The organism is Paraburkholderia tropica (genome assembly GCF_914484835.1).
Taxonomy (GTDB): Bacteria; Pseudomonadota; Gammaproteobacteria; order Burkholderiales; family Burkholderiaceae; genus Paraburkholderia; species Paraburkholderia tropica_A.
Genome location: NZ_CAJZAR010000055.1, coordinates 1 through 24,665 on the forward strand (window position 1 = coordinate 1; position 24,665 = coordinate 24,665).

A 24,665-nucleotide genomic window follows, 5' to 3' on the forward strand; every position below is an offset into this window, starting at 1 on the left:
CATCGCGGCGCGCGCGCGCCAGATTTTCGACCGTGCCGGGCAGCGCATCACCCAGCGCACGCTGCGCATCGGCGTGTCGGCGCGCATCTTTCACCCCGAGCCGGGCGCGCAGGGTTTGCGCGGCAAGACGCTGCAATATCTGGAGGAATCGATCGCGCACTGGGTCATGTCGCGCGACGTGATCGTCTTCATGATTCCGACGGTCGGCCATCAGGGCATGCTGCATCCGAGCAATATTCGTCTGCGCGATTACGCGAAGCATCTCGACGGCCTGCTGCTGCAAGGCGGCGCCGACGTCTCGCCGCAGACCTACGCCGAAACCGCCGCACGCCCCGAATGGCCCGGCGACCGCGTGCGCGACATGTACGAGCTGGAACTGCTGCACGAGTTCATCGAGTCGGGCAAGCCGGTGCTCGGCGTGTGCCGCGGCTGCCAGCTGATCAACGTGGCGTTCGGCGGCACGCTGTACCAGGACATCGCCACCGACGTGCCGACTGCGGGCGTGCACGTGAGCGAGCACTACGATCAGCATCGGCACGCGATCACGTTCCCCGAGGGCTCGTCGCTCGCGAGCATGTTCCCGGGCCGCCGCGAGGCCGTCGTGAACTCGATCCATCACCAGGCGGTGCGCTCGCTGGGCCGCGATCTCACGGTCGAGGCCGTGTCGGCCGGCGACGGGCTGATCGAAGCGGTGCGCTATCGCCGTTCGCCGTTCGTGGTGGGCGTGCAGTGGCACCCCGAATTCCATCGCGCGGGCGGCGCGGAGCTGCTCGACTGCACGCCGCTGCTCGATGCGTTCCTGCGGGCGGCGCGCGAGACGCGGTTCTGATCCGCAGGTCTTGACGCGCGGGCCGGTGCACGCCGCGCGATCCAGCAAAAAGGGGCGAGATGTTCGCCCCTTTTTTCTTGCCGGTTAGCGGACCGCGATTCCTGCAACGGGGGCAGTGATTTCAGATAAGCGTCGGATGGATTCTTCGGTTATCCGAATTTAATACCGTTTTTGAGATTTTCGGGCGGCGATAATAAGCGGTTACGAGGAATCCACAACGGAACAGGCAGTCATGAAGCAAACCCTTCCCGTGCGCCGCGCCTTGCTGGCTGCCGCAGCCATTCTGTCGATGCAGCATGGTGCGGCCGCGTGGGCCGGCGCGCCTGCGAGCGAAGCCGTGCCGGTCGCCGGCAGCCGTCCGTCGCTCGACAGCCTGACCCCGCAGCCCGCCGACGCACTGCCGGCCGCGGGTATCGTCGACGATCAGGCAACGGTGGGCGCCACGCAGGGCGACGTCGCCACGCTGATGCAGCTGATCCACGATCAGCAGCTCGTTGAAATGCGCACGACCTACAACGCCAGCTACGGCGCGAGCCTGTTTTTCTATCCGCCGGAGATGACGTATTACATCGTGCTGTTCCAGGACAAGCATTTCTGGCGCGTGATCCGTTCGCAGGACGAAACTCGAGCGGAAGCGATCTATGGGAACTTCGCGCAGCAGACGCAGCGTCTTTCGGACGTGGAAATCCGCCGCACGCAACTCGAGGCGCAGAAGGCGTTCATCGAGCGTGTGATCGCCATCAACGAAGATCGCGCGCGCCGTTTGCAGGCCGACCTCGACGTGGCACGCACGCAGCAGGCGCGCGTGGACGATTATCAGCGTCAGATGCAGGTCGACGCGCGCTCGCTCAACGCGCAGAAGGTGCAGGCGCAAACGCAGTTGCGCACGTTGCAGAATCAGGTGGATCAGTTGCAGCGCGAGACGGAAATGGGCTTGCCGGGATCGCGGCGATAGCCGTTGGTCGCGCGAAGGCGGCAGGAAGAAAAAAGCCCGGCAGATTGCCGGGCTTTTTGTTTGGGGCGCCTGAACCGTGGCGCAGGTCCCGCGCTTATTTCGAGAAGCGGTCCGGGACTTCGGTCACACGGCGCTGCGAAACGTGGCTGACCCATTCCGTGCCGTCCGCCGATGTCGATGCGCGGCTGGCCGATTGCGGCGCGGCGTGCGTCACGGCGTACGTGGTCACCGATGCGTAGTCGTCGGCTGCTTCGACGCTGTGCTGGCGCGGGGAATACATTTCGGCGGTCGAGTACGCGCCATGCGCGCGGCGTGTCACGGCGAGCGGTGCGCTGTGCTGCGGCGCGAACTCGTGCGCCGCGTGGCGGCTGGTGTTGCCGCGTGCGGTTTGCGTGCGGGTTTCGCGCGTTTCGCTTGACGCGGCCGATGCGTGACGCGCCTTCGCCTTGCTGGCTGCGCGGCTGGCAGGCTCGGCCTTGGGCGCGAGCGTGGCGCGCATCGGGGTGTTCGGGTTGGAGGCCGCCGCGTAGTCGTGCCGTTCGACGCGCAGGGGCGCAGCCTTGGGCGTGCGAAGGGATGCGGCAGGCGTGGCAGATTCAGCGGGCTTCACGTTGGCGGGCAGGGCGGATCGTGCCGCTGCTGAGGTTGCTGCCGTAGTCGCAGCCGCGCCAGGCTGTTGCGCCACCACGGTGGCCCCGATCGCCACACCCGTTTCCACTGGCTTACGCGGGGTGCTCGTGGCTGCGGCGTCGGTCGCCGGCGTGCCGCGCGCGATGTGCGGTGCACTCGCAACGACGCTGCCCGAATAGCTCAGATCATGCGACGCGCGCGCTTCGGCCAGACGTTGCGACGCCGAGGCGTCCTGGTTGACCGGCGCTTTGGACGCCGCCTCGGGCGTGCGTTTGCTTTCTCCGACCTGCACATGACTGGCGACGATCCACGCAAGCAGCGCCGCGCCGCCGATGCCGACCGCGCTGGCCGTGAGCTTGTGATTGCGCGGCGGCGTGCGCTCGACGGGCGCGCTGTCTGCCGCCACCGAAGCCGATGATGCCGACGCCGCACCCGCCGCCTTGCGCTGCAACGACGCGGCAGCCGCCCGCTGCGCCTGCGCGACATCCAGCTTCGCGCCGACGGGCGCAGCGGCCGGGCGCGGCGTTTCGGACCGTGTGCGGCGCCCGGACTCCCAGCGACAGACTTTGCGGAACGCTTCGGCGCTCAGGCAGACCGTGCGCAGCAGGGCGGCGTATAGCGCATGAAGTTCGGTGCGCAGGCTGAAGTGCGGCGGGATCAACGCCCACTCGCGGCCGAACGGCGGCGGGACGCGGTCGAGGGGGCGCATGTGCGGCAGGGCCAGTGCGCCTTCGACTTGAACTAACGGATAAGTTGACATGAGTCTCTCGCTGCATCGGCAAGGCGGGTGAGGCATGCCCTGATGGACGAAGCGCGCACGACTAGCTGGCCATTGAGCTGGCCAACGCGCGCCGGATTATAGAAATGGATTCTTAATCATGCGAGCGAGACTACCGATGGTCTATCGGATAGGTCTGAAAAAACGAAGCCGACCCCACCACGACCCCACCAGGCCGTGACCAGCGCGCCGCTTATTTGCGCGCGTCGAGCCGATAGACGTAGCGCAGCGCCGTGATGTCGACGCCGCCCATGTGGTCGGGTTCGGCGCCCGAGTATTCCCAGCCCTGGCGTTCGTAGAACGCGATCGCGGGCGCGTTGCCGTCGAGCACATACAGATAGAGCTGCGATTCGCCTTGTCCGCGGGCCCAGCGCTGCGCCGCCTCCATGAGCGTCTTGCCCACGCCGATGCCCTGGTGCGCCGGCAGCGCGTGCAGATTGTCGAGCAGCACGCCCCACGGCGATTCGGGCTGGCGCTCGACGCAGACGAATCCCGCAGGCGTGCGGACCGCGTCATCGGCTTGGGTCTCGCTGTTCGAGTCGGCTTCGAGTTCGGCGATCAGCACGAGCCGGCGTTCCGCGCCGGGCGCTTCCATGCGCGCGCGCCACTAAGCGGCGCGCTCGGCGCCCACCTCCCGGTCGAGAAAGGCGGCGGGCAGCAGGCCGCGATACGTCGCTTGCCAACTGGCGGCGTGCATGGCGGCGAGCAGGTCGGCATCGGCGGTGGTGGCCGGGCGCAGGATCAGGGGAGCGGCGATGGGCATGCGAGGTGTCGGCGGCAAGTGCGGGCGGCGTGGGACGGGCGGCGGCGATCGGAGCGGGCGCAAGCGCTGTGCAGGCGTGCGCTCAGCATCGCTCCGCCGCATCGGTCCACTATTGTGCACGATAGGCCAGCGCGTGCCGCCTTCAAAGCGCATGAAGCGAAAGCGTAATGAAATAATTGAATGGCTTTAGAAATAAATGCGAGACGTTGGCGCACGTTGCGTGTGGGTTGTGAGGTTTTCCCCGATATATGCTCATCCGGGCCAGCCGGATAATGAGCGCCCGTCGGCGGAGCGCCCGTCGGCGCGTGCGCATCGGCGCCCATCGTTACCAGGTTGTCGCCAGGTCGTTGCCGGGCCGCCGTCCGGCTGTCTCTCTACGAGAACGTCATGTCTACCGCGTCCCACGCCGTATCGAGCGAATCGAAATTCAGGACCGTTTTCCGCGTGACGAGCGGCAACTTCCTGGAAATGTACGACTTCATGGTCTACGGCTACTACGCTTCGGCGATCGCCCGGACCTACTTCCCCAGCAACGACGCCTTCGCCTCCCTGATGCTCTCGCTGTCCGTGTTCGGCGCGGGCTTTCTGGTGCGGCCGCTCGGCGCGATCATCCTCGGCGCGTACATCGACCATCATGGCCGCCGCAAAGGCCTGATTCTGACGCTCGGCCTGATGGCGCTCGGCACGCTCGCGGTCGCGGTCGTGCCCGGCTACGCGACGATCGGTTTTCTCGCGCCCGTGTTCGTGCTGCTCGGGCGTCTGCTGCAAGGCTTCTCGGCGGGCGTGGAACTGGGCGGCGTCTCGGTCTATCTCTCCGAGATCGCGACGAAGGGCAACAAGGGCTTTTACGTGGCGTGGCAGTCGGGCAGCCAGCAAGTGGCCGTGGTGTTCGCGGCGCTGCTCGGCGTGCTGCTGCATCGCATCCTGCCGGTCGAGGACATGACGGCGTGGGGCTGGCGCGTGCCGTTCATCATCGGCTGCTGCATTGTGCCGTTCCTGTTCTTCATCCGCCGCTCGCTGCAGGAAACCGAGGAGTTCGCGAAGAAGAAGCATCGTCCGTCGATCCGCGAAATCATGGCGTCGATGATGCAGAACTGGGGCATCGTGCTCGGCGGCATGGGCATGGTCATCATGACGACGGTGTCGTTCTACATGATCACCGCCTATACGCCGACGTTCGGCAAGGAAGTGCTCAAGCTCGGCGAACTCGATACGCTCGTCGTCACGGTCTGCATCGGCTTGTCTAATCTGTTCTGGCTGCCGGTGTCGGGCGCGATTTCGGACCGCGTCGGCCGCCGTCCGGTGCTGCTGACCTTCACGGTGCTGACCATTCTCACCTCGTATCCGGCCGTGCAATGGCTGGTCGCCGATCCGTCGTTCGGCCGTCTGCTGACGGTCGAGTTGTGGCTCTCGTTCCTGTTCGGCTGCTACAACGGCGCGATGGTCGTGGCGCTGACCGAAATCATGCCCGCCGATGTGCGCACGGCCGGTTTCTCGCTCGCCTACAGTCTCGCGACGACGATCGGCGGTTTCACGCCCGCGATCTCGACCTACCTGATTCACGCGAGCGGCAACAAGGCCGCGCCGGGCGCGTGGATGGGCGTCGCGGGCATTTGCGGTTTGATCGCGACGCTCGTGCTCTATCGCACGTCGGCGGCGCGCAATCAGTACAAGGCCGTTTGACGCATCGCGTCGCTGGCCGCACAAAAAACCCCGCAAATGCGGGGTTTTTTATTGCCTGCGCGGCGCGGGCCGCGATACCTGCGTCAGCCTTCGCGCAACGCGTGCGCGACGCTCGCGACCACGGCGTCCCAGTCGCCCGGGCGCGGCTGGCGCACGAGGCGCGCGCGCGGATACCACGGGCTCGTGTCGGTGCCGGTGAACCAGCGCCAGTCGGCGGCGAACGGCAGCATGAGCCAGAGCTTCGCGCCCAGCGCGCCCGCGAGGTGGGCGATCGACGTGTCGATGGAGACCACGGCGTCGAGGCGTTCGATCACGGCGGCGGTATCGGCGAAATCGTCGAGCTTGTCGCCGAGCCGATGGATCGTGCGCGCGCGCGGATGGGCGTCGAGCGCGGCGTGTTCGGCGGCGCTCAGATCCGGTTGCAGCACGATCCAGTCGATGCCGTCGAGCGCGAACAGCGGATCGAGCGCGGCGAGCGGCAGCGCGCGGTTTTCCTGCTTTTGGATCCGGCCCGACCAGGCGAGGCCGATCTTGCGCCGCGCCTGGCCGCCGAGCGAGCCGCGCCATTTGCGCCGGTAGGCGGCGGGCACGCTCAGATACGACGGGGCGGCGGGCAGCGTGTCGGGCGTGGTGCCGAGCGCGAGCGGCAGCGACAGCAGCGGAATGTGCAAGTCGGCGTCGATGCTCGCGCGCGGCGCGCCTTGCGGGATCAGTGCGACGCGCGCGGCTTCGGCGGCGGGCGCGATCAGCGGAATCAGCGGCGCCTGTACTTCGAGCACGACGCGCGCGCCGCTTTGCTGCGCGCGCGCCGCGATCTGGGGCGCGAAGCGCACGAACTGGAGCGTGTCGCCGAAACCTTGCTCGGCCTGGATCAGCAGCGTGCGGCCCGCGAGCGGCTCGCCGCACCAGCGCGGCAGCGCGCCGGGCAGGGCGTCCGCCGACAACGCGACGGGCGTCCCGCGCGCGGCCGTTTCGTCGCGAAAAGCCGGATCGAGCCGCCATTCGTATTCGGGCAGGCCGCGCCGGAAGTCGCCGAGCGTGAGCCAGGTCAGCGCGCGGTTCAGGTGCGCGGCGGCCAGCTCCGGGCGCACGCGCAGCGCTTCGTCGAAGGCGCGCAGGGCGGCGGCGTGGCGGCCGAGCGCGTGATGCGCGTTGCCGAGCGCGAGCCAGGCAAGTGCGAACTTCGGATCGAAGCCGATCGCGCGTTCATAGGGACCGATCGCTTCGGCGTAACGCCCCTGCGCCGCGAGCGCATTGCCGAGTCCGAACAGCGCGGGCGGGAACTGCGGCTGTAGCGCCAGCGCCGCCTCGAATCCGGCGACGGCCTGGGCGTGGTAGCCGGTGGCGTCGAGCGTATTGGCCAGATTGAAGTGCGCCGCGACGAAGCGCGGCTCGCGCCGCAGCGCCTTCTGAAAGTGCTCGACCGCGCCCGCGCTGTCGCCGAGCGCGTTCAGCGCCATGCCGAGGTTGTTGTGCGCCCCTGCGTGGCCGGGGCGGATCTTGAGCGCGCGGCGGAAGGCTTCGGCGGCTTCGGCGTGGTGGCCGAGCGCGTGCAGCGCGTTGCCGAGGTTGTTGTGCGACGAGGCGTCGCCGGGCTGAAGGCGCACGGCGTGGCCGAACGCGTACATCGCGTCTTCGTGGCGGCCGATCGACGCGTAGGCGTTGCCGAGGTTGTAGTGCGCGAGCGCGAAGGCGGGCGCGAGCGTGAGCGCGTTGCGAAAGCGCTCGATCGCGCCCTCCAGCTCGCCGAGCGCCTTGAGCGCGTTGCCGAGGTTCAGCTGGAGCGCGGCGTCTTCGGGACGCAGCTCGACCGCGCGGCGAACGAGGTCCGCCGCTTCGGCGTGCTGGCCCTGTTGATGCCGCAGCACGCCGAGCAGATGCAGCGCATCGACGTGCACGGGATCGGCGGCGAGCGTCGCGCGGTAACCGCGCTCGGCATCAGCCAGCCGGCCGTCGCGATGTGCGGCGTACGCGCGGACAAAGACCTGTTCCATGAACCAGTGGCGAGACGTATAGAAAACGAACCCGCCATTTTCCCACACTCGGGGGAGGCTACCGCGAAGTTGAAAGGTAACGTTGCGGTTTTATCGCATCGCGCCTAACGTATGAATGACGGTTCATATGTTGCGGATCCTGACCATGCCGACGTTTTCCGCCGAATTTCGCGGCGAATTTTCCACCGAATTTTCCACCGACGAGCGGGTCGCGCCGCTCGCCGATCTGTTCCGCCTGCTGGGCGATCCGACGCGCCTGAAGATCGTGCTGCTCTGCGTGGCGGGACGCCGTGCCGTGGGCGCGATCGCCGATGCGCTCGGGCTTTCGCCATCGCTCGTCAGCCATCATCTGCGGCGCTTGCGCGCGGCGCGCATCGTGCGGGCCGAGCGCGAGGGCAAGCAGGTGTTCTACGCTGCCGCCGACGCGCATATCGGCGCGATGCTGGCGGGCATGCTGGCGCATGTGGCCGAACCGGTCTCGGCCGGGCAGGAGCATGGGCGATGACTGCCGCTCACGAGCATCCGCACGATCACGGCGATGCGCACGATCACCACCGGCACGACGCCCCGCAAGCCGATCACGCCGATCACGACGCCCACGGCCACAACCACAGCCACCACCACGCGCCCGCCCCAGGCCATCACCGCGCGTTCGCGCTGGCCGTCGCGCTGAACCTCGTCATCGTGATCGCGCAGGCGGTGTACGGCGTGATCGCGCATTCGACCGCGCTGCTCGCCGACGCGGGCCACAATCTCTCCGACGTGCTCGGCCTGCTGCTCGCCTGGGGCGCCGCCTGGCTCGCCACGCGCCGTCCGTCGGCGCGCTTCACGTTCGGCTACGGCAGCTCGTCGATCCTCGCCTCGCTGGCCAACGCCGCGTTGCTGCTCGTGGCGTGCGGCGCGATCCTCGCCGAAGCGGTGGGGCGGCTCCTGCATCCGGCGAGCGTCGCGGGCTTCGACGTCTTCGTGGTCGCGACGCTCTGCATCGTGGTCAACGGCTTTTCGGCGTGGCTGTTCATGCGCGGCCAGGCCGACGATCTGAATATTCGCGGCGCGTTCCTGCACATGGCCGCCGACGCCGCCGTGTCCGCCGCCGTCGCCGTGAGCGGCCTCGTGATCCTCGCGACCGGCTGGAACTGGGTTGATCCGGCGATGAGCATCGCGGTCGTGGGTGTGATCGTCTACGGCACGTGGGGCCTGCTGCGCGAGTCGGTGCGGCTCGCGCTCGCGGCGGTGCCGCAAGGCGTCGACATCGAGCGTATTCGCGTCTTTCTCGCAGAGCAGCAAGGCGTGACCGACGTGCACGATCTGCATGTCTGGGCGCTCTCGACCACCGGCACCGCGCTGACCGCGCATCTCGTGATGCCCGCGGGCCATCCCGGCGACGCGGTGCTCGATGCGATCGTCAGCTCGCTCGGCGAGCGCTTTCGCATGACGCATGTGACGCTGCAAGTCGATCTCGGCACCAGTGCGCATCGTTGCTCGCTCGACGGCGCGACGCAGATCCATCGCTGAGCTTTTAAGTCGTTACGTCGATACGCGGTCATCGATGCGCCATGCGTGGCAGGACACGCTGATGCTGCCGGCGCCAGCCGGACAAGCGGGTTGCGGGCGTACACTACGAGTCATGTCGACCGCATGGAGGTCTGCATGACCGAGGCTTTCTCCCAGCCGTCCGTGCTCATCGTCGGCGCGGGGCCTACGGGTCTCGCCGCCGCGCTGAGTCTTGCCCGCGCGCGCATTCCGGTCCGCGTGATCGATCGCGCGCACACGCCCGGACGTTATTCGCGCGCCATCGGCATTCAGGCGCGCACACTCGAACTGTTCGAGCAGCATCGCATCGTCGAGCCGTTTCTCGAACGCGGCCATCGCGCCCACGTCGCCAATCTCTATTCGAACGGCCAGCGCCGCGCGCGGCTCGACTTCGATCCGCTGTTCACGCGCTATCCGTATCTGCTGTTCATCGATCAGACCGAAACCGAGCGCATCCTCGCCGCGCAGCTCGCCACCTTCGGCGTGCAGATCGAGCGCGGCGTGGAGCTGATCGAATTCGTGCAGGGCTCGGCGGGCGTGAGCGCCGACGTGCGCCGCGCCGACGGCCGCAACGAGGCGCTGCGCTGCGCGTATCTGATCGCCGCGGACGGCGCGCACAGCACGGTGCGCCATCAACTGAACATGAAGTTCGACGGCGAGACGCTGGCGCAGTCGTTCCTGCTCGCCGACTTCAGCGCGAGCACGCCGTGGTCCGACGACGAATTCCACATCTTCGCCTCGGGCGACGGGCTGGCCGCGATCTTTCCGTACGGGCATGGCCGCTATCGCCTGATCGCCGATCACAAGACGATGCTGCCCGCCGCGCCCGAAGGCGCGATGCCGGTGCCCACACTCGAGGAGTGCCGCGCGGTCGTGCAGCATCGCGTGCATCATCCGGTGTCGATCAGCGAGATGATCTGGTCGTCGTACTTTCACGTCAACAGCCGCATGGTGCGCCAGCTGCGCATGGAGCGCGTGTTCTTCGCGGGCGACGCGGCGCACGTGCACAGCCCGGCGGGCGCGCAGGGCATGAACACGGGCATCCAGGAAGCCTTCAATCTGGGCTGGAAGCTCGCGCGCGCGCTCGGCGGCGCGCCCGACCGGCTGCTCGACACGTATCACGCCGAACGCTATCCGATCGAGCGCATCGTCTTGCAGCAGACGAGCTTCATGACGCAGCTCGTCGAAGCCGATCACGGTCCGCTCAAGCTGCTGCGCGAGCGCGTGATGCCCGCGCTGGTCGCGCTCGGGCCGCTGCGCGACGCGGCGCGCCAGGCGGTCAGCGAGTTATCGATTCAGTACCGGCGCAGTCCGCTCACGCTCGAACGCGTGCTCGACGGCGGTCCACGCGCGGGCGAGCGCGCGCCCGATGCGCAGGTGCGCGTGGTCGACGGCCCGCTCGGCAAGGCGCCGGGCAAGGGGCGCATCTTCGATCTGCACGATCCGGCGAGCTTCTCGCTGTTTCTGCTCGTCGACGACGAGGTGGCGCGCGAGATGGATGCGATCGCCGAAGGCGAGGGCACGAGCGCGGGTGCGAACGCGAAGAACGGCGTCGAGGCTTTGCGCCGGTTCACCGAAGCCGTCGAAAGCGTGCTGCCGCGCGCGGTGCGCGTCTGGTGGCTCGCCGATCTGCCCGAGGGCGAAGCGCCGCCCGTCGATGGCGGCGCGGCCTCGCTCGGCGATGCGTATGGCCGCACGCGGCCCGCGTTCTATCTCGTGCGGCCCGATGGCTATCTGTGCGCGCGCGGGCGTCCGCATTCGGATCTCAACGGGCTGTTGCGGCATTGCGAGACGTGGTTCTCGCCGGCATCGTCGCCGCATCCGGTTGCGGAGTAAATATGCAAACGCCGCGCGGCCCGTCGAGGCCGCGCGGCGTCTTATCTACAGATAGTTAGCGTAACTAAGCAGCGGCAGGCGCCAGCGCCGCGCGATGCGTCGAGAGCGCCGCGAACACGATCTCGCTGAAACCCGCCTCTTCCTGCGCGTGACCGTCGAGCGCCGCGAGCAGCGTGCGGCGCATGCGCGGCTCCCAGAACTTGCGGATGTGTTCGGCGATCCCGAACAGCGCTTCTTCGCGATCCGGCAAGGAATCGAAGAACATGCCGATCTGGTTCGCCATCTCGATCAGATGATCTGCTTTCATCGCTTATTTCCCTGAAGTGGTCAACGGTTCGCGAGAGCGGTGCAATTCGAGCTGCGTCTCGTTGAAGCGCGAATACTCGCGCTGCCAGTCCGACGGCTGTTGCACATGGTTCACCTGCACCGCGGTCACCTTGTACTCGGGGCAGTTGGTGGCCCAGTCCGAGGCGTCCGTGGTGATGACGTTCGCGCCCGATTCGGGGAAGTGGAACGTCGTGTAGACCACGCCCGGCTGCATGCGCGTGCTGACCTTCGCGCGCAGCACGGTCTGGCCCGCGCGCGATTCGATCCCCACCCAGTCGCCTTCGCGGATGCCGCGATCGTCGGCGTCGACGGGATGGATCTCCAGCCGGTCCTCTTCGTGCCAGCGCGAGTTGTCGGTGCGGCGCGTCTGCGCGCCCACGTTGTACTGCGACAGAATCCGGCCCGTCGTGAGCAGCAGCGGGAAGCGCCGCGTGACCTTTTCCGGCGAAGCGATGAACTTCGTGATCACGAACTTGCCCTTGCCGCGCACGAACGCGTCGATGTGCATGATCGGCGTGCCGTCCGGCGCCGCTTCGTTGCAGGGCCACTGGATGCTGCCCATTTCATCGAGCCGTTTGTACGAGACGCCGTGGAAAGTCGGGGTGAGACGCGCGATCTCATCCATGATCTGCGACGGATGCGTGTAGCCCATCTCGTAGCCGAGCGCGCGCGCGAGCAGGATCGTCGCTTCCCAGTCGGCGTAACCGGCGATCGGCGGCATGACCTTGCGCACGCGCGAGATGCGGCGCTCGGCGTTCGTGAAGGTGCCGTCCTTTTCGAGGAACGACGAACCCGGCAGCAGCACGTGCGCGTACTTCGCCGTCTCGTTCAGGAAGATGTCCTGCACGACGATGCACTCCATCGACGAGAGCGCCGCCGCCACGTGCTGCGTGTTCGGATCGGACTGGACGATGTCCTCGCCCTGGCAGTAGAGACCCATGAAGGTGCCGTCGAGCGCCGCCTCGAACATGTTCGGAATGCGCAGGCCCGGCTCGCTTTGCAGCGCGACGTTCCAGGCGTCCTCGAACAGCGCGCGCGTCTCGGCGTCGCCCACGTGGCGATAACCCGGCAGTTCGTGCGGGAACGAGCCCATGTCGCACGAACCCTGCACGTTGTTCTGGCCGCGCAGCGGATTCACGCCCACGCCTTCGCGGCCGATGTTGCCCGTGGCCATCGCGAGATTGGCGATGCCCATCACCATCGTCGAGCCCTGCGCGTGTTCCGTGACGCCGAGGCCGTAATAGATCGCCGAATTGCCCGGCTGCGCATAGCGCCGCGCGGCGGCGCGCACGAGCGCGGCGGGCACGCCCGTGAGCGCTTCCATCGCTTCCGGCGAGTTCTCGGGCAGCGCGACGAAATCGCGCCATTGCTCGAACGCGCGCGTTTCGCAGCGCTCGGCCACGAAGGCTTCGTTGACGAGCCCTTCGGTGACGATCGTGTGCGCGAGCGCGTTGATCATCGCCACGTTGGTGCCGGGGCGCAGTTGCAGATGATGCTCGGCCTTCACGTGCGCGGTATCGACGATATCGATACGGCGCGGATCGACGACGATCAGCTTCGCGCCCTGACGCACGCGCCGCTTCAGACGCGAGCCGAACACCGGATGGCCGTCGGTCGGATTCGCGCCGATCACCATGATCACGTCCGAGTGATCGACGGAGGCGAAGGTCTGCGTGCCGGCCGATTCGCCGAGCGTGGTTTTCAGGCCATAGCCGGTGGGCGAGTGGCAGACGCGCGCGCAGGTATCGACGTTGTTGTTGCCGAACGCGGCGCGCACGAGCTTCTGCACGAGATAGGTTTCTTCGTTCGTGCAGCGCGAGGACGTGATGCCGCCGATTGAATCGCGACCATGCTTCGCCTGGATGCGGCGGAACTCGCTGGCCGCATAAGCGATCGCTTCTTCCCAGCTCACTTCGCGCCACGGATCGGTGATCTTCGCGCGAATCATCGGCTTCTTGATGCGGTCCTTGTGCGTGGCGTAGCCCCACGCGAAACGGCCCTTCACGCAGGCATGGCCTTCGTTCGCCTGACCGTTCTTGTGCGGCACCATGCGCACGACTTCGTTGCCCTTCATCTCGGCCTTGAACGAGCAGCCGACGCCGCAATACGCGCAGGTCGTCACCACCGAATGTTCGGCCTGACCGAGCATCACCACGGTCTTTTCCTGCAGCGTCGCGGTCGGGCAGGCGGCCACGCAGGCGCCGCACGACACGCATTCGGAGTCCATGAACGACTCGCCCGCGCCGGCCGCGACGCGCGATTCGAAACCACGCGCGGCGATCGTCAGCGCGAACGTGCCTTGCGTTTCCTCGCAGGCGCGCACGCAGCGATTGCAGACGATGCACTTCGACGGATCGTAGGTGAAGTACGGGTTCGATTCGTCCTTCTGGTTCTTCAGGTGATTCGCGCCGTCGAAGCCGTAGCGCACTTCGCGCAGGCCCGTCACGCCCGCCATGTCCTGCAGTTCGCAGTCGCCGTTGGCGGGGCAGGTGAGGCAGTCGAGCGGGTGATCGGAGATGTACAGCTCCATCACGTTGCGGCGCAGCTTTTGCAGGCGGTCGGTTTGCGTGCGCACCTTCATGCCCGCTTCGACGGGCGTCGTGCACGACGCCGGATAGCCGCGTCGTCCTTCGATTTCGACGAGACACAGACGGCACGAGCCGAACGGTTCGAGCGAGTCGGTCGCGCAGAGCTTGGGCACGTTGATGCCCGCTTCGACGGAAGCGCGCATCACCGAGGTGCCCGCCGGAACCGTGACGGACTGGCCGTCGATTTCGAGCGTGACGTCGACATCGGCGTGGCGCAGCGGCGTGCCGAAATCGGTGTCGTCGAAAGGCGAGCGTGCGTTGGCCTTGTTCATCGCCGCGGATTTGCAGGCGCAATTGCCGGAACCGCAACCACCGGCTTGGGACATGATCGTGTCGGACATGGTGGTTCCTCGTTCAGGCGGCCGCGTTCTGTTGCGCGACGGGTTCGAGACCGAAGTCTTCCGGGAAGTGATTGAGCGCGGAGAGCACGGGGTAGGGCGTCATGCCGCCCATCGCGCAGAGCGAGCCGGACACCATCGTGTCGCACAGATCGCGCAGCAGCGTGACCTGCTTTTCAGACGTGTCGCCCTTGCGGATCTTCGCGATCACCTCGACGCCGCGCGTCGAGCCGATGCGGCACGGCGTGCACTTTCCGCACGATTCGAGCGTGCAGAACTCCATCGCGTACTGCGCGAGATCGGCGAGATTCGACGTGTCGTCGTGCACGACGAGACCACCGTGGCCCACGACCGCGCCGACCGCCGCATACGCTTCGTAGTCCATCGGAATGTCCCACTGGCTCTCGGGCAGATAGGTGCCGAGCGGGCCGCCGACCTGCACGGCGCGCGCCGGGCGGCCGCTGGCGGTGCCGCCGCCGTAGTCGACCATCAGTTCGCGCAGCGTCACGCCGAATGCGAGTTCGACGAGCCCGCCGCGCGCGATATTGCCCGCAAGCTGGAACGGCAGCGTGCCGCGCGAGCGGCCCATGCCGAAGTCCTTGTAGAACGCCGCGCCCTTCGCGAAGATGATCGGCACCGTGGCGAGCGTGATGACATTGTTGATGACCGTGGGCTTGCCGTAGAGACCGGCGAGCGCGGGCAGCGGCGGCTTCGCGCGCACGACGCCGCGCTTGCCTTCGAGCGATTCGAGCAGCGCCGTTTCCTCGCCGCACACGTAGGCGCCCGCGCCCTTGGCGACGAACAGGTCGAAGCGCTTGCCGCTGCCGAGCACGTCGTCGCCGAGCCAGCCCGCGACGCGCGCGCGGCGGATCGCTTCTTCGAGCGCGGCGATCGAATGCGGATACTCGCTGCGCACGTAGATATGGCCGATGGTCGCGCCCACGGTCAGGCCCGCGATCGTCATGCCTTCGATCAGCACGTAGGGGTCGCTTTCCATCACGAGGCGGTCGGAGAAGGTGCCCGAGTCGCCTTCGTCGGCATTGCAGACGATGTACTTCTGATCGGCCTGCGCCTGCGCGACCGTGCGCCATTTGATGCCGGCGGGGAAGGCCGCGCCGCCGCGTCCGCGCAGACCCGATTCGACGAGCGCTTCGCAGGCGTCGGCGCTCGTCATCGTGAGCGCGTTGCGCAGGCCTTCGAGGCCGCCGTGCGCGACGTAGTCGTCGGTCGAAAGCGGATCGGTGATGCCGATGCGCGCGAAGGTCAGGCGCTGCTGCTTGCGCAGATACGGAATCTGTTCGACGAGGCCCACGCCGCGTGCGTGCTGGCCGCCTTGCAGGAAGTTCGCGTCGAACAGCGCGGCGATGTCGTCTTCCTCGACGTTCGCGTAGCCGACGCGGCCATCGGCCGTTTCGACTTCGACGAGCGGTTCGAGATAAAGCAGACCGCGCGAGCCGTTGCGCACGAGTTCGATTTGGATGCCGCGCGCGGCGGCTTCGCGTTCGATGGAAGCGGCGATGGCGTCCGCGCCGAGCGCGAGCGCCGATGAATCGCGGGGAACGTAGATGCGCGTCATGCGGCCTCCTCGGTGCGCACGACGGCGGCCAGCGCCTTCGCGAGCAGCGCGTCGAACTTCTGCGGGCTTACTTTTGCGTGCAACGTGCCGTTAATCATCATGGCGGGCGAGAGCGCGCACTGGCCGAGGCAATAGACCGACTCCAGCGCGACATCGCCCGTGGCTGCGTGAGCGTGTGCATGGCCCGCGTGTTCATCGCCATGACCGTGCTGCGCGCCGAAACGGCAACCCGTGCGCGCTTCCACATGCTTCGCGAGCGCTTCGCTGCCCATGCTGCGGCACGCCTCGGCGCGGCACAGCTGAACCGTGACGGGCGCGGGCGGCGCGGTGCGGAAGTGGTGGTAGTAGGTGATCACGCCGTGGACTTCGGCGCGTGAGAGATTCAGGGCTTTTGCGAGCGGCGCGACGGTGGCCGGCGGTACAAAGCCGGTTTCGTCCTGGATCGCATGCAGGATCGCAAGCAGGTTGCGGCCGGGTTGTGCGTGACGCTGCACCAGAGCATCGGATGCGGCGGCCTGTGACCCGGCGGTCAGGGTTGTCTCGTCCAAAGTGGGGCTCCTCCTGTCACATATATGCACTTGTTATTCATAAAGTGTGCATCTATGCTGGGGTTGTCTCGTTGTATGGACGAACAATAGGCCCGTAGAATGCCGGATGCAATAGGAAGGAAGACTTCATAATGATCAAGGTGGAGTGCCAGGCGCAACTGGTCGTGCGCGACGCGGATGGCCGCGAGGCAAGCCTGACGGACGTTGTGCCGCTGCTCGCGCTCGTCGCGGAAGAAGGCAGCATCGCGCAGGCCGCGCAGCGTAAGGGTTTGTCCTATCGCCATGCGTGGGGTTTGTTGCGCGAAGTGGAGGAGCGCCTCGGCGGCGCGCTGATCGCGAAAGCGCGCGGACGCGGCTCGGTGCTGTCCGAACTCGGCGAAGCGGTGCTGCGTTCGCAGCGGCTGTGCGGCGAGCGTCTTCAGGGCAATTTGCAGGCGCTCGCGAGCGAAGTGGCGAGCGACCTCAACCGCTGGCTCGCGCCCGCCGCGCAGGATCTGCGCATTCACGCTTCGCATGGCTACGCGGTGGCCACACTCGTGACGGCGCTGGTCGCCGATCAGGTGCCGGTGGAGATCAAGTACCGCGATAGCGCCGACGCCATCACGGCGCTCGCGCGTGGCGAATGCGATCTGGCGGGCTTCCATCTGCCGCGCGGCGATTTTCGCGACGCGTGCGCCGACGCCTATCGCAGCTGGCTCGATCCGCAGCGCCATGTGCTGATCCATCTCACGCGCCGCAAGCAGGGGCTGTTCGTGGGGCGCGGCAATCCGCGGCAAGTGGCGGGGCTCGCCGATCTCGCGCGCGGCGACATCCGCTTCGTGAACCGGCAGCCGGGCTCGGGCACGCGCATGCTGATCGATCTGCTGCTCACGCGCATTGGCGTCGATCCTGAGCGCGTCAACGGTTATGCCTCGTCGGAACTCACGCACTCGGCGATCGCGGCTTTCGTCGCGAGCGGCATGGCGGACGTGGGCTTCGGCGTGGAGCCGGCCGCGCATCACTTCGGCCTCGACTTCATTCCGATCGTCGAGGAAGACTATTTCTTCGCCTGCGAGCGCGCGCAGCTCGAACGCGAGCCGCTGGCGGCCGTGCTCGAACTGCTGCGCGGCGCGCCGTTCCGGCAGGCGGTGGCGCAGCTCGAAGGCTATGACCCGGACACCTGCGGCGACGTCGTGGCGCTCGACGAAGGCTGGGCGGGCGTGAGTTGAGGCGAAAGCTCGGGCGTTCGTTCGGGCGTTAGTCCGGACGCGCGTTCAGCGGCGCCGCGACGGTCGTGGCGCTGTAATACGACGCAACATGTCTGTCCGGCGCGGCTGCAGAGTGCCGCGCTTTTTGTGATACTTTCAAACCGTATAGGTTCTTCCCGTTCCAGATGCGCGTTGACCGCGCCGATCGACCATGAAATTTGTGCTTAATCTTTGTGCAGCCGCGGCCACCGCGGGCGTCCTGTTCGCCACTGTCAACGTTGCCTTCGCGCAGAACTCGCCGGGCGTGCCGGGCGGCATTCTCGCCGACGAGTTCAAGTTCAACGCGCATCCGCAGATGCAGTTCGCGGCTTCTGCGCCGGACGCCAAATATCAGCACGGCAAGCCGACGTCCGCGCGTAAAAAGGGCGATCTCGGCGATCCGAATGGTTGTAATCTGCAATGTCCGCAGGACAATTGATATTTTTATGACAATTTAATGAAAGCCGGCGCCATCGAACGATATTGGCGCCGGTTTTGATTTATCGCAGATTATTGCGGTGCAAAAACAAAAAACTCGCGAAGCTTGTAAAAGCTTTCGCGAGTTTTTTATTTGCTGCGCAGAAATTTTGGTGGAGCCGGCGGGAATCGAACCCGCGTCCAGAAGCAGTCCATAAACAGTTCTACATGCGTAGTTCTGTCTTTTGATTTAACCGGAGCGACGCGGACGAACACGCTGCGCTACGGCGATTCACTAAATTTTCGACTCTGGCGTCGTGACGCCGACAGAGCTTAACTGACGTATATGACCTCTGGCGGTATTGCTACCGGTCTTGCGACACTAGCCCGTCAGTGAGCCAGGCAGAGGACGGCGGCCCTTAGGCTGCCAGTGCGAACGTTTCGTCGTTTGCAGTTACGTTTTTCCCATTGATTAACGAGGTGACGGGTCCTCGGCATGCCCTGCCTACTTCATAACCCCTGTCGAAACCAGGTCGGCCCCAGAGGAAGGATCAATTATCCCATAGTTCGCGAGATGAGGCGAACCGCGCCCTTTTCAAGGGGGCGCGGCGGCGGCGAACGTGTTGCGGCGCGTCAGTTGCGGCCCGCGCGGCTGGTCGGGCAGGGCCGCTCAGGCAGCGTTGCTCAGGCAGGGCGACTCAGGCGCGGTTGCCCACCGGGCTCAGCAGGGCTAGCAGGGTCTCGGCCGTGTCGGCCAGATAGTCGGCGTTCCACTGCGCGGGCGGCTCGACGTTGCCGCAGTAGCCGTAGGCGGCGGCGATCGTCGCCATGCCGGCGGCGTGGCCCGCCTGCACGTCGCGCAGGTCGTCGCCGACATACACTACGCGTTGCGGCGCGATGCCGAGCGCTTCGGCCGCGTGCAGCAGCGGGGCCGGATGCGGCTTGGAGTAGGGCGTGGTGTCGCCGCTCACGACGCAGGCCGCGCGCGTGTCGAGATGCATCAGCTTCACGAGCGGATCGGTCAGGCGCGCGACCTTGTTGGTCACGATACCCCAGCGCACGCCGCGCGCGTCGAGGTCGTCGAGCACGGCGTCGATGCCGGGGAACAGCGCCGTTTTCACGCGCAGGTTGGCCGCGTAGTTGGCGAGAAATTCCTCGCGCATCGCCGCGAACTCGGGGTCGTCGGGACCGATGCCGAAGGCGCCGCCGATCAGGCCCCGTGCACCCGCGGAGGCGAGCGGACGCAGCTTCTCATAGGGCGTGGGCGCGAGGCCACGCGCGTGGCGGATCTGGTTGACGGCGGCGGCGAGGTCGGGCGCCGTGTCGGCGAGCGTGCCGTCGAAGTCGAACAGCACGGCGTCGCAGGCGGCGAGCGCCGCAACGTCACGCAGCGCGGACGGCGTATCAAGCGGAGTCTGGGTCATGTCGGAAAGTGACGGGCGCGCCGCGTCAGGCTTCGCGCCGGCAGGCGATCATGTAATTGACGCTGGAATCGTTCGAGAGCGCGAAGTGACGCGTGATCGGGTTGTAGGTAATGCCCTTGATCTCGACCGCGTTCAGCCCGGCCTGGCGCACGAAGCCCGCGAGCTCGGAGGGACGGATGAAGCGCGCGTAATCGTGCGTGCCCTTGGGCAGCATCTGCGCGATGTATTCCGCGCCGATCACGGCGAGCAGGTAGGACTTCACGTTGCGGTTGAGCGTCGAGAAAAACACCCAGCCGCCCGGCTTCACGAGCGTCGCGCACGCTTTGACCACGCTCAGTGGCTCGGGCACGTGCTCAAGCATTTCCATGCAGGTGACCACGTCGAACGAGGCGGGCTCGCGCGCCGCGATCGCTTCTGCTGCGATCTCCTCGTATTCCACCGTGATCCCGCTTTCAAGACTGTGCAGATCGGCGACACCCAGCGCTTCGCTCGACAGGTCGATGCCTTTGACGTTCGCGCCGAGACCGGCCATCGACTCCGACAGAATGCCGCCGCCGCAACCGATGTCGAGCACGCGCTTGGACGGCAGGTGCGCGTGGCTGTCGATCCAGCCGAGACGAATGGGGTTCAGCTCGTGCAGCGGCTTGAACTCCGCATTCGGGTCCCACCAGCGATGAGCGAGATCGCTGAATTTCTGTAGTTCGTGGGGATCGGCGTTGGTCATGTCGAAGCGGCCTGGGGCGCGGTAGAAGGTGGGTGAAAACAAACCCCGAGTATATAGGCGAGGGCCGAAGGGGGCAAAACTCGGGGGCAGAAGCGGGGGCGAAACATCGGCCGTGGGGCGGCACGCGGGTCGTGTGTGTTGCGTGCGGCTTCGCTGCGCGTTGCACGCAGATCGGGACCTGTAAGGCGTACTTTGGCGGCGCAGAAATAGAAAAAGCCCCGCCGAAGCGGGGCTTTTTGAGTCGTGTAGCCGTAGCTCGCGATTACTGCTTTTGCGTGCCGACGACTTCGACTTCCACGCGGCGATCCGGTGCGAGGCACGAGATCAGCTGCTTGCGGTTCTTCTGGTTGCAGCCAGTCGTAACCGGGTTGCGCTTGCCCTTGCCTTCCGTGTAGATACGCTCTGCCGGGACGCCCTTGCTGACCAGGTACGACTTGACGGCTTGCGCACGGCGCAGCGACAGACGGTCGTTGTAGGCAGCCGAACCGATGCGGTCCGTGTAGCCCGTCGCAACGACGACTTCGAGGTTCAGAGCCTGGATCTTGCCTGCCAGATCGTCCAGCTTTTCCTTGCCAGCCGGCTTCAGGATAGCCTTGTCGAAGTCGAACAGAGCGTCGGCTTGATACGTGATCTTTTGGCTCGTGATAGCCGGCGGCGGCGGAGCGACCGGCGGCTGCGGTGCCTGGGCGACCAGTGCGCCATCGCACTTGGCGTTAGCCGTGGCCGGCGTCCAGAACGCGTCGCGCCAGCACAGTTCGTTCGTGCCGTTCATCCAGACGTATTCGCCCGTGCCGTTCACCCAGTTGTCATTGACGGCTTGTCGCGACGCCGGCACCGATTGTGCCTGTGCGCTTGCAGCGACTACTGCGGTAGCTGCAATGAACGCGAGCTTTGAAAAGTTATTCATATTTCTCCTCTCGAAATTGAGATTACCGCAGGTTTACTGCGAGCCATATGACGAAGACAAGTCATACATTGCTCGAAGTATAACATTGGCACGTTGTGGGGCACGTCTTGTGTAGACTTCGAGCGGTGTCTAACTTTGTGCGTTGGCATTTTGCCATATCGTTCCCTTCCAACGATAAAAAAAATCCGCCCCTTTCATTGCGGCTCGTCGAATGTGGTACACCCGCAACAAAAAGTTCCCGACGAATCTCCTGGTAGTGTGCCTGGTTATCTGCCTGTCAGTGTGTCTCGAAATAGGCCACCTGTCGCGCGGTGTCGTGTCGCCACGGAAAACCGCTTGGAGGCGAGCAAATCGGCCGGATCGTTCATCTGCCGCGCGGCAATTTCCGCGCTCCAATGACAACGATTCTTTCGCTGCGAATCATTCGCAGCAGCGCTGCGCATTGTCGGTCATATGACGCAAACGTGCGTTTCGTGTGACGTGAGCGATGACACCGGTGCGCCGTCCGCGACATGTCGAATGCACGCCTGGTTCCTGCACGTTCCCATCGCTGCGTGCCCGTTCCGGGTGCGTCCAATCGCTCGATCCCATTAGCGCCGTTTTGAGCCGTTCCGGGTCACCCCTCTAATAGGTATACGTGGAGCGCTTCGAGTCGGCGGGCGGGGCTGCCGCGCATGATAGAATCGGAAGATTGCGCTGCGTCTGCGGCGTCCATGCGACAGCAAGGGCGTGTTGCGATGCGGTCAGGCCGCCAGGCCCGTCAGGTTTGGCAGGTGAGGCCCTAGCATCGCGCGTGCCCGATAACGACATCGATAATGGATCAATTCGCCAAAGAGACTCTGCCTATCTCCCTCGAGGAGGAAATGCGCCGCTCGTATCTCGATTACGCGATGAGCGTGATCGTCGGGCGGGCGCTGCCGGATGTGCGAGACGGCCTCAAGCCCGTGCACCGGCGCGTGCTGTACGCGATGCACGAGTTGAACAACGACTGGAACCGCGCGTACAAGAAGTCGGCACGTATCGTCGGCGACGTCATCGGTAAATACCATCCTCACGGCGACACGGCGGTGTACGACACCATCGTGCGTATGGCGCAGAGCTTCTCGCTGCGCTACATGCTGGTCGACGGCCAGGGCAACTTCGGTTCGATCGACGGCGACAACGCCGCGGCCATGCGTTACACCGAAATCCGCATGGCGAAGATCGGGCACGAGTTGCTCGCCGACATCGACAAGGAAACCGTCGACTTCGGGCCGAACTACGACGGTAGCGAAAGCGAGCCGCAGATCCTGCCCGCGCGCATTCCGAATCTGCTGATCAATGGTTCGTCGGGTATCGCGGTCGGCATGGCCACGAACATCCCGCCGCACAACCTCAACGAAGTGGTCGATGCTTGTCAGCATCTGCTGAAGAATCCGCAGGCCACGATCGACGAGCTGATCGAAATCATCCCGGCACCGGATTTCCCGACCGCCGGCATCATCTATGGCGTCGCCGGTGTGCGCGACGGCTATCGCACGGGCCGCGGCCGCGTCGTGATGCGTGCCGCCACGCACTTCGAAGAGATTGATCGCGGTCAACGCATGGCGATCATCGTCGACGAACTGCCGTACCAGGTGAACAAGCGTTCGCTGCTGGAGCGCATCGCCGAGCTGGTCAACGAGAAGAAGCTCGAAGGCATTTCCGACATTCGCGACGAATCCGACAAGAGCGGCATGCGCGTCGTGATCGAGCTCAAGCGCGGCGAAGTGCCCGAGGTCATTCTCAACAACCTCTACAAGGCGACGCAGCTGCAGGACACGTTCGGCATGAACATGGTCGCGCTGGTGGACAACCAGCCGAAGCTGCTGAACCTCAAGGAAATGCTCGATCATTTCCTGTCGCACCGCCGCGAAGTGCTCACGCGCCGCACGGTCTACGAACTGCGCAAGGCCCGCGAACGCGGCCACGTGCTCGAAGGCCTCGCGGTCGCGCTCGCGAACATCGACGATTTCATCGGGATCATCAAGGCCGCGCCTACGCCGCCGATCGCGAAGCAGGAGTTGATGAACCGTTCGTGGGATTCGTCGCTCGTTCGCGAGATGCTCCAGCGCGCCGAGCAGGAGAATTCGGCGGCCGGTGGCCGCGACGCGTATCGTCCGGAAGGGCTCAACCCGCTGTACGGCATGCAAGGCGACGGTCTCTACCGTCTGTCCGACACGCAGGCGCAGGAAATCCTGCAAATGCGTCTGCAACGCCTGACGGGGCTGGAGCAGGACAAGATCATTGGCGAGTACCGCGAAGTCATGGCGCAGATTGCCGACCTGCTCGACATCCTTGCGCGCCCCGAGCGCGTAACGACCATGATTTCCGACGAACTCACCTCGATCAAGAGCGAATTCGGCGACGCCCGCCGCTCGAAGATCGAGATGAACGCCACGGAACTGAACACCGAAGATCTGATCACGCCGCAGGACATGGTCGTGACCATGTCGCACGCGGGTTACGTGAAATCGCAGCCGTTGTCCGAATATCGCGCCCAGAAGCGCGGCGGTCGCGGCAAGCAGGCGACGTCCATGAAGGACGACGACTGGATCGACACGCTGTTCATCGCCAACACGCACGACCACATCCTGTGCTTCTCGAATCGCGGCCGTGTGTACTGGGTGAAGGTGTATGAAGTGCCGCAGGGCTCGCGCAACTCGCGCGGCCGTCCGATCGTCAACATGTTCCCGCTGCAGGACGGCGAGAAGATCACGGTCGTGCTGCCGGTCAAGGAGTTCTCGGCCGACAAGTTCGTGTTCATGGCGACCGCGCTCGGTACGGTCAAGAAGACGCCGCTGGAGGCCTTCAGCCGCCCGCTGCGCAAGGGTATTATTGCGGTCGGTCTGGACGACGGCGACTACCTGATCGGCGCGGCCATCACCGACGGCCAGCACGACGTCATGCTGTTCTCCGACGCGGGCAAGGCCGTGCGCTTCGATGAGAACGACGTGCGTCCGATGGGCCGCGAGGCACGCGGCGTGCGCGGCATGCAGCTCGACGAGACCCAGCAGGTCATCGCGTTGCTGGTGGCCGGCGACGAGCAGCAGTCGGTGCTCACCGCCACCGAGAACGGCTATGGCAAGCGCACCCCGATCACGGAGTACACGCGTCATGGCCGCGGCACGAAGGGCATGATTGCGATCCAGACGTCGGAGCGTAACGGCAAGGTGGTTGCGGCCACGCTGGTCGACCAGGAAGCGCAAATCATGCTGATCACCAACACGGGCGTGCTGATCCGCACGCGCGTCTCGGAGATCCGTGAAATGGGCCGCGCAACGCAAGGTGTTACACTCATCAGCCTTGACGAAGGCACGAAGCTCTCCGGCTTGCAGCAGGTCGCCGAGGCCGACGCCGACGGCGATCTGGCCGAAGGCGAGGGCGAAAGCGAAGAGTAAGGCTGAGCCCGTAGTACCGGACGGCCCGCGCGAGCGGGCCGCTTCGTGTCCAGTGTCGCAGCCGGCGCGCTCGCGTATAAAATCGCGCGGGCGCCGAACGGCGAAGATGGGCGGCCACGGTACTGAATGATGGTGCTAAATGACGCCGGGTGGATTGGGCGGCGGGCGCG

General features: G+C 65.9%; 18 protein-coding genes, 1 other RNA gene and 1 pseudogene. 9 read left to right on the forward strand and 11 right to left on the reverse strand.

The window, feature by feature from the left end; translation table 11 throughout:
* Positions 1 to 829: gamma-glutamyl-gamma-aminobutyrate hydrolase family protein (locus LDO54_RS18830; protein ID WP_224012198.1), on the forward strand; the 829-nt coding region annotated here is incomplete at its 5' end.
* 232 nt (positions 830 to 1,061) lie between these two features.
* Positions 1,062 to 1,784, forward strand: a complete 723-nt coding sequence (locus LDO54_RS18835; RefSeq protein WP_224012199.1) for a DUF2968 domain-containing protein — start codon at positions 1,062 to 1,064, stop codon at positions 1,782 to 1,784.
* Positions 1,785 to 1,878: 94 nt separating this feature from the next.
* On the opposite strand, the gene LDO54_RS18840 is transcribed toward LDO54_RS18835, so the two are convergent.
* Positions 1,879 to 3,123 carry a hypothetical protein gene (locus tag LDO54_RS18840; RefSeq protein WP_224012200.1) on the reverse strand — a complete coding sequence of 415 codons (1,245 nt, stop codon included), beginning with the start codon at positions 3,121 to 3,123 and terminating at the stop codon, positions 1,879 to 1,881.
* A gap of 262 nt (positions 3,124 to 3,385) precedes the next feature.
* Positions 3,386 to 3,955 (reverse strand): annotated as a pseudogene (locus tag LDO54_RS18845) (N-acetyltransferase family protein).
* A gap of 387 nt (positions 3,956 to 4,342) precedes the next feature.
* Here LDO54_RS18845 and LDO54_RS18850 point away from each other — a divergent pair.
* A complete protein-coding gene (locus tag LDO54_RS18850) occupies positions 4,343 to 5,638 on the forward strand; it encodes an MFS transporter (RefSeq protein ID WP_224012201.1) in 1,296 nt (431 codons plus the stop codon).
* Between the two features lie 83 nt (positions 5,639 to 5,721).
* Here the strand turns inward: LDO54_RS18850 and LDO54_RS18855 are convergent, their stop codons facing one another.
* Positions 5,722 to 7,632: a tetratricopeptide repeat protein gene (locus LDO54_RS18855; protein WP_224012202.1), complete on the reverse strand. Its 1,911-nt coding sequence runs from the start codon at positions 7,630 to 7,632 to the stop codon at positions 5,722 to 5,724.
* Positions 7,633 to 7,777: 145 nt separating this feature from the next.
* Here LDO54_RS18855 and LDO54_RS18860 point away from each other — a divergent pair, with 145 nt between their 5' ends.
* From LDO54_RS18860 to LDO54_RS18870, 3 genes are all read left to right on the forward strand, one after another.
* Positions 7,778 to 8,137: an ArsR/SmtB family transcription factor gene (locus tag LDO54_RS18860; protein ID WP_224012203.1), complete on the forward strand. Its 360-nt coding sequence runs from the start codon at positions 7,778 to 7,780 to the stop codon at positions 8,135 to 8,137.
* Positions 8,134 to 9,147, forward strand: a complete 1,014-nt coding sequence (locus tag LDO54_RS18865; protein WP_224012204.1) for a cation diffusion facilitator family transporter — start codon at positions 8,134 to 8,136, stop codon at positions 9,145 to 9,147. The genes LDO54_RS18860 and LDO54_RS18865 overlap by 4 nt, the downstream gene beginning before the upstream one ends.
* Positions 9,148 to 9,282: 135 nt before the next feature.
* A complete protein-coding gene (locus LDO54_RS18870) occupies positions 9,283 to 11,001 on the forward strand; it encodes an FAD-dependent monooxygenase (RefSeq protein ID WP_224012205.1) in 1,719 nt (572 codons plus the stop codon).
* A gap of 64 nt (positions 11,002 to 11,065) precedes the next feature.
* On the opposite strand, the gene LDO54_RS18875 is transcribed toward LDO54_RS18870, so the two are convergent.
* From LDO54_RS18875 to LDO54_RS18890, 4 genes are read right to left on the reverse strand one after another with little or no spacing between them, the layout of a single operon-like run.
* Positions 11,066 to 11,308 carry a formate dehydrogenase subunit delta gene (locus tag LDO54_RS18875; protein ID WP_224012206.1) on the reverse strand — a complete coding sequence of 81 codons (243 nt, stop codon included), beginning with the start codon at positions 11,306 to 11,308 and terminating at the stop codon, positions 11,066 to 11,068.
* Between the two features lie 3 nt (positions 11,309 to 11,311).
* Complete coding sequence (fdhF, locus tag LDO54_RS18880; protein ID WP_224012207.1) at positions 11,312 to 14,257, reverse strand: formate dehydrogenase subunit alpha; 2,946 nt, start codon at positions 14,255 to 14,257, stop codon at positions 11,312 to 11,314.
* Positions 14,258 to 14,270: 13 nt separating this feature from the next.
* On the reverse strand, positions 14,271 to 15,830 hold the full coding sequence (locus LDO54_RS18885) for a formate dehydrogenase beta subunit (RefSeq protein WP_224012208.1): 1,560 nt from the start codon (positions 15,828 to 15,830) through the stop codon (positions 14,271 to 14,273).
* Positions 15,827 to 16,378, reverse strand: a complete 552-nt coding sequence (locus tag LDO54_RS18890) for an NAD(P)H-dependent oxidoreductase subunit E (RefSeq protein WP_224012209.1) — start codon at positions 16,376 to 16,378, stop codon at positions 15,827 to 15,829. The genes LDO54_RS18885 and LDO54_RS18890 overlap by 4 nt, the downstream gene beginning before the upstream one ends.
* Positions 16,379 to 16,509: 131 nt before the next feature.
* On the opposite strand from LDO54_RS18890, the gene LDO54_RS18895 reads away from it, so the two are divergent.
* Together LDO54_RS18895 and LDO54_RS18900 are read left to right on the forward strand one after the other, a co-directional pair.
* Positions 16,510 to 17,586, forward strand: coding sequence for a substrate-binding domain-containing protein (locus LDO54_RS18895; protein ID WP_224012210.1), 1,077 nt, complete (start codon positions 16,510 to 16,512; stop codon positions 17,584 to 17,586).
* Positions 17,587 to 17,776: 190 nt separating this feature from the next.
* Positions 17,777 to 18,043, forward strand: a complete 267-nt coding sequence (locus LDO54_RS18900; RefSeq protein ID WP_224012211.1) for a hypothetical protein — start codon at positions 17,777 to 17,779, stop codon at positions 18,041 to 18,043.
* 149 nt (positions 18,044 to 18,192) lie between these two features.
* Here the strand turns inward: LDO54_RS18900 and ssrA are convergent.
* The 4 genes from ssrA to ompA form a co-directional block, all read right to left on the reverse strand.
* Positions 18,193 to 18,562, reverse strand: a transfer-messenger RNA (tmRNA) gene (ssrA, locus tag LDO54_RS18905).
* A gap of 157 nt (positions 18,563 to 18,719) precedes the next feature.
* Positions 18,720 to 19,445, reverse strand: a complete 726-nt coding sequence (gene gph, locus LDO54_RS18910) for a phosphoglycolate phosphatase (protein ID WP_224012212.1) — start codon at positions 19,443 to 19,445, stop codon at positions 18,720 to 18,722.
* Positions 19,446 to 19,470: 25 nt separating this feature from the next.
* The gene (gene ubiG / locus LDO54_RS18915; protein ID WP_224012213.1) at positions 19,471 to 20,169 is read right to left on the reverse strand and encodes a bifunctional 2-polyprenyl-6-hydroxyphenol methylase/3-demethylubiquinol 3-O-methyltransferase UbiG; all 699 of its coding nucleotides are present in this window, start codon (positions 20,167 to 20,169) and stop codon (positions 19,471 to 19,473) included.
* A 262-nt stretch (positions 20,170 to 20,431) separates the two neighbouring features.
* A complete protein-coding gene (ompA, locus tag LDO54_RS18920) occupies positions 20,432 to 21,076 on the reverse strand; it encodes an outer membrane protein OmpA (protein ID WP_065058274.1) in 645 nt (214 codons plus the stop codon).
* An 815-nt stretch (positions 21,077 to 21,891) separates the two neighbouring features.
* On the opposite strand from ompA, the gene gyrA reads away from it, so the two are divergent.
* Positions 21,892 to 24,495, forward strand: a complete 2,604-nt coding sequence (gene gyrA, locus LDO54_RS18925; RefSeq protein WP_224012214.1) for a DNA gyrase subunit A — start codon at positions 21,892 to 21,894, stop codon at positions 24,493 to 24,495.
* Positions 24,496 to 24,665: the final 170 nt, after the last annotated feature.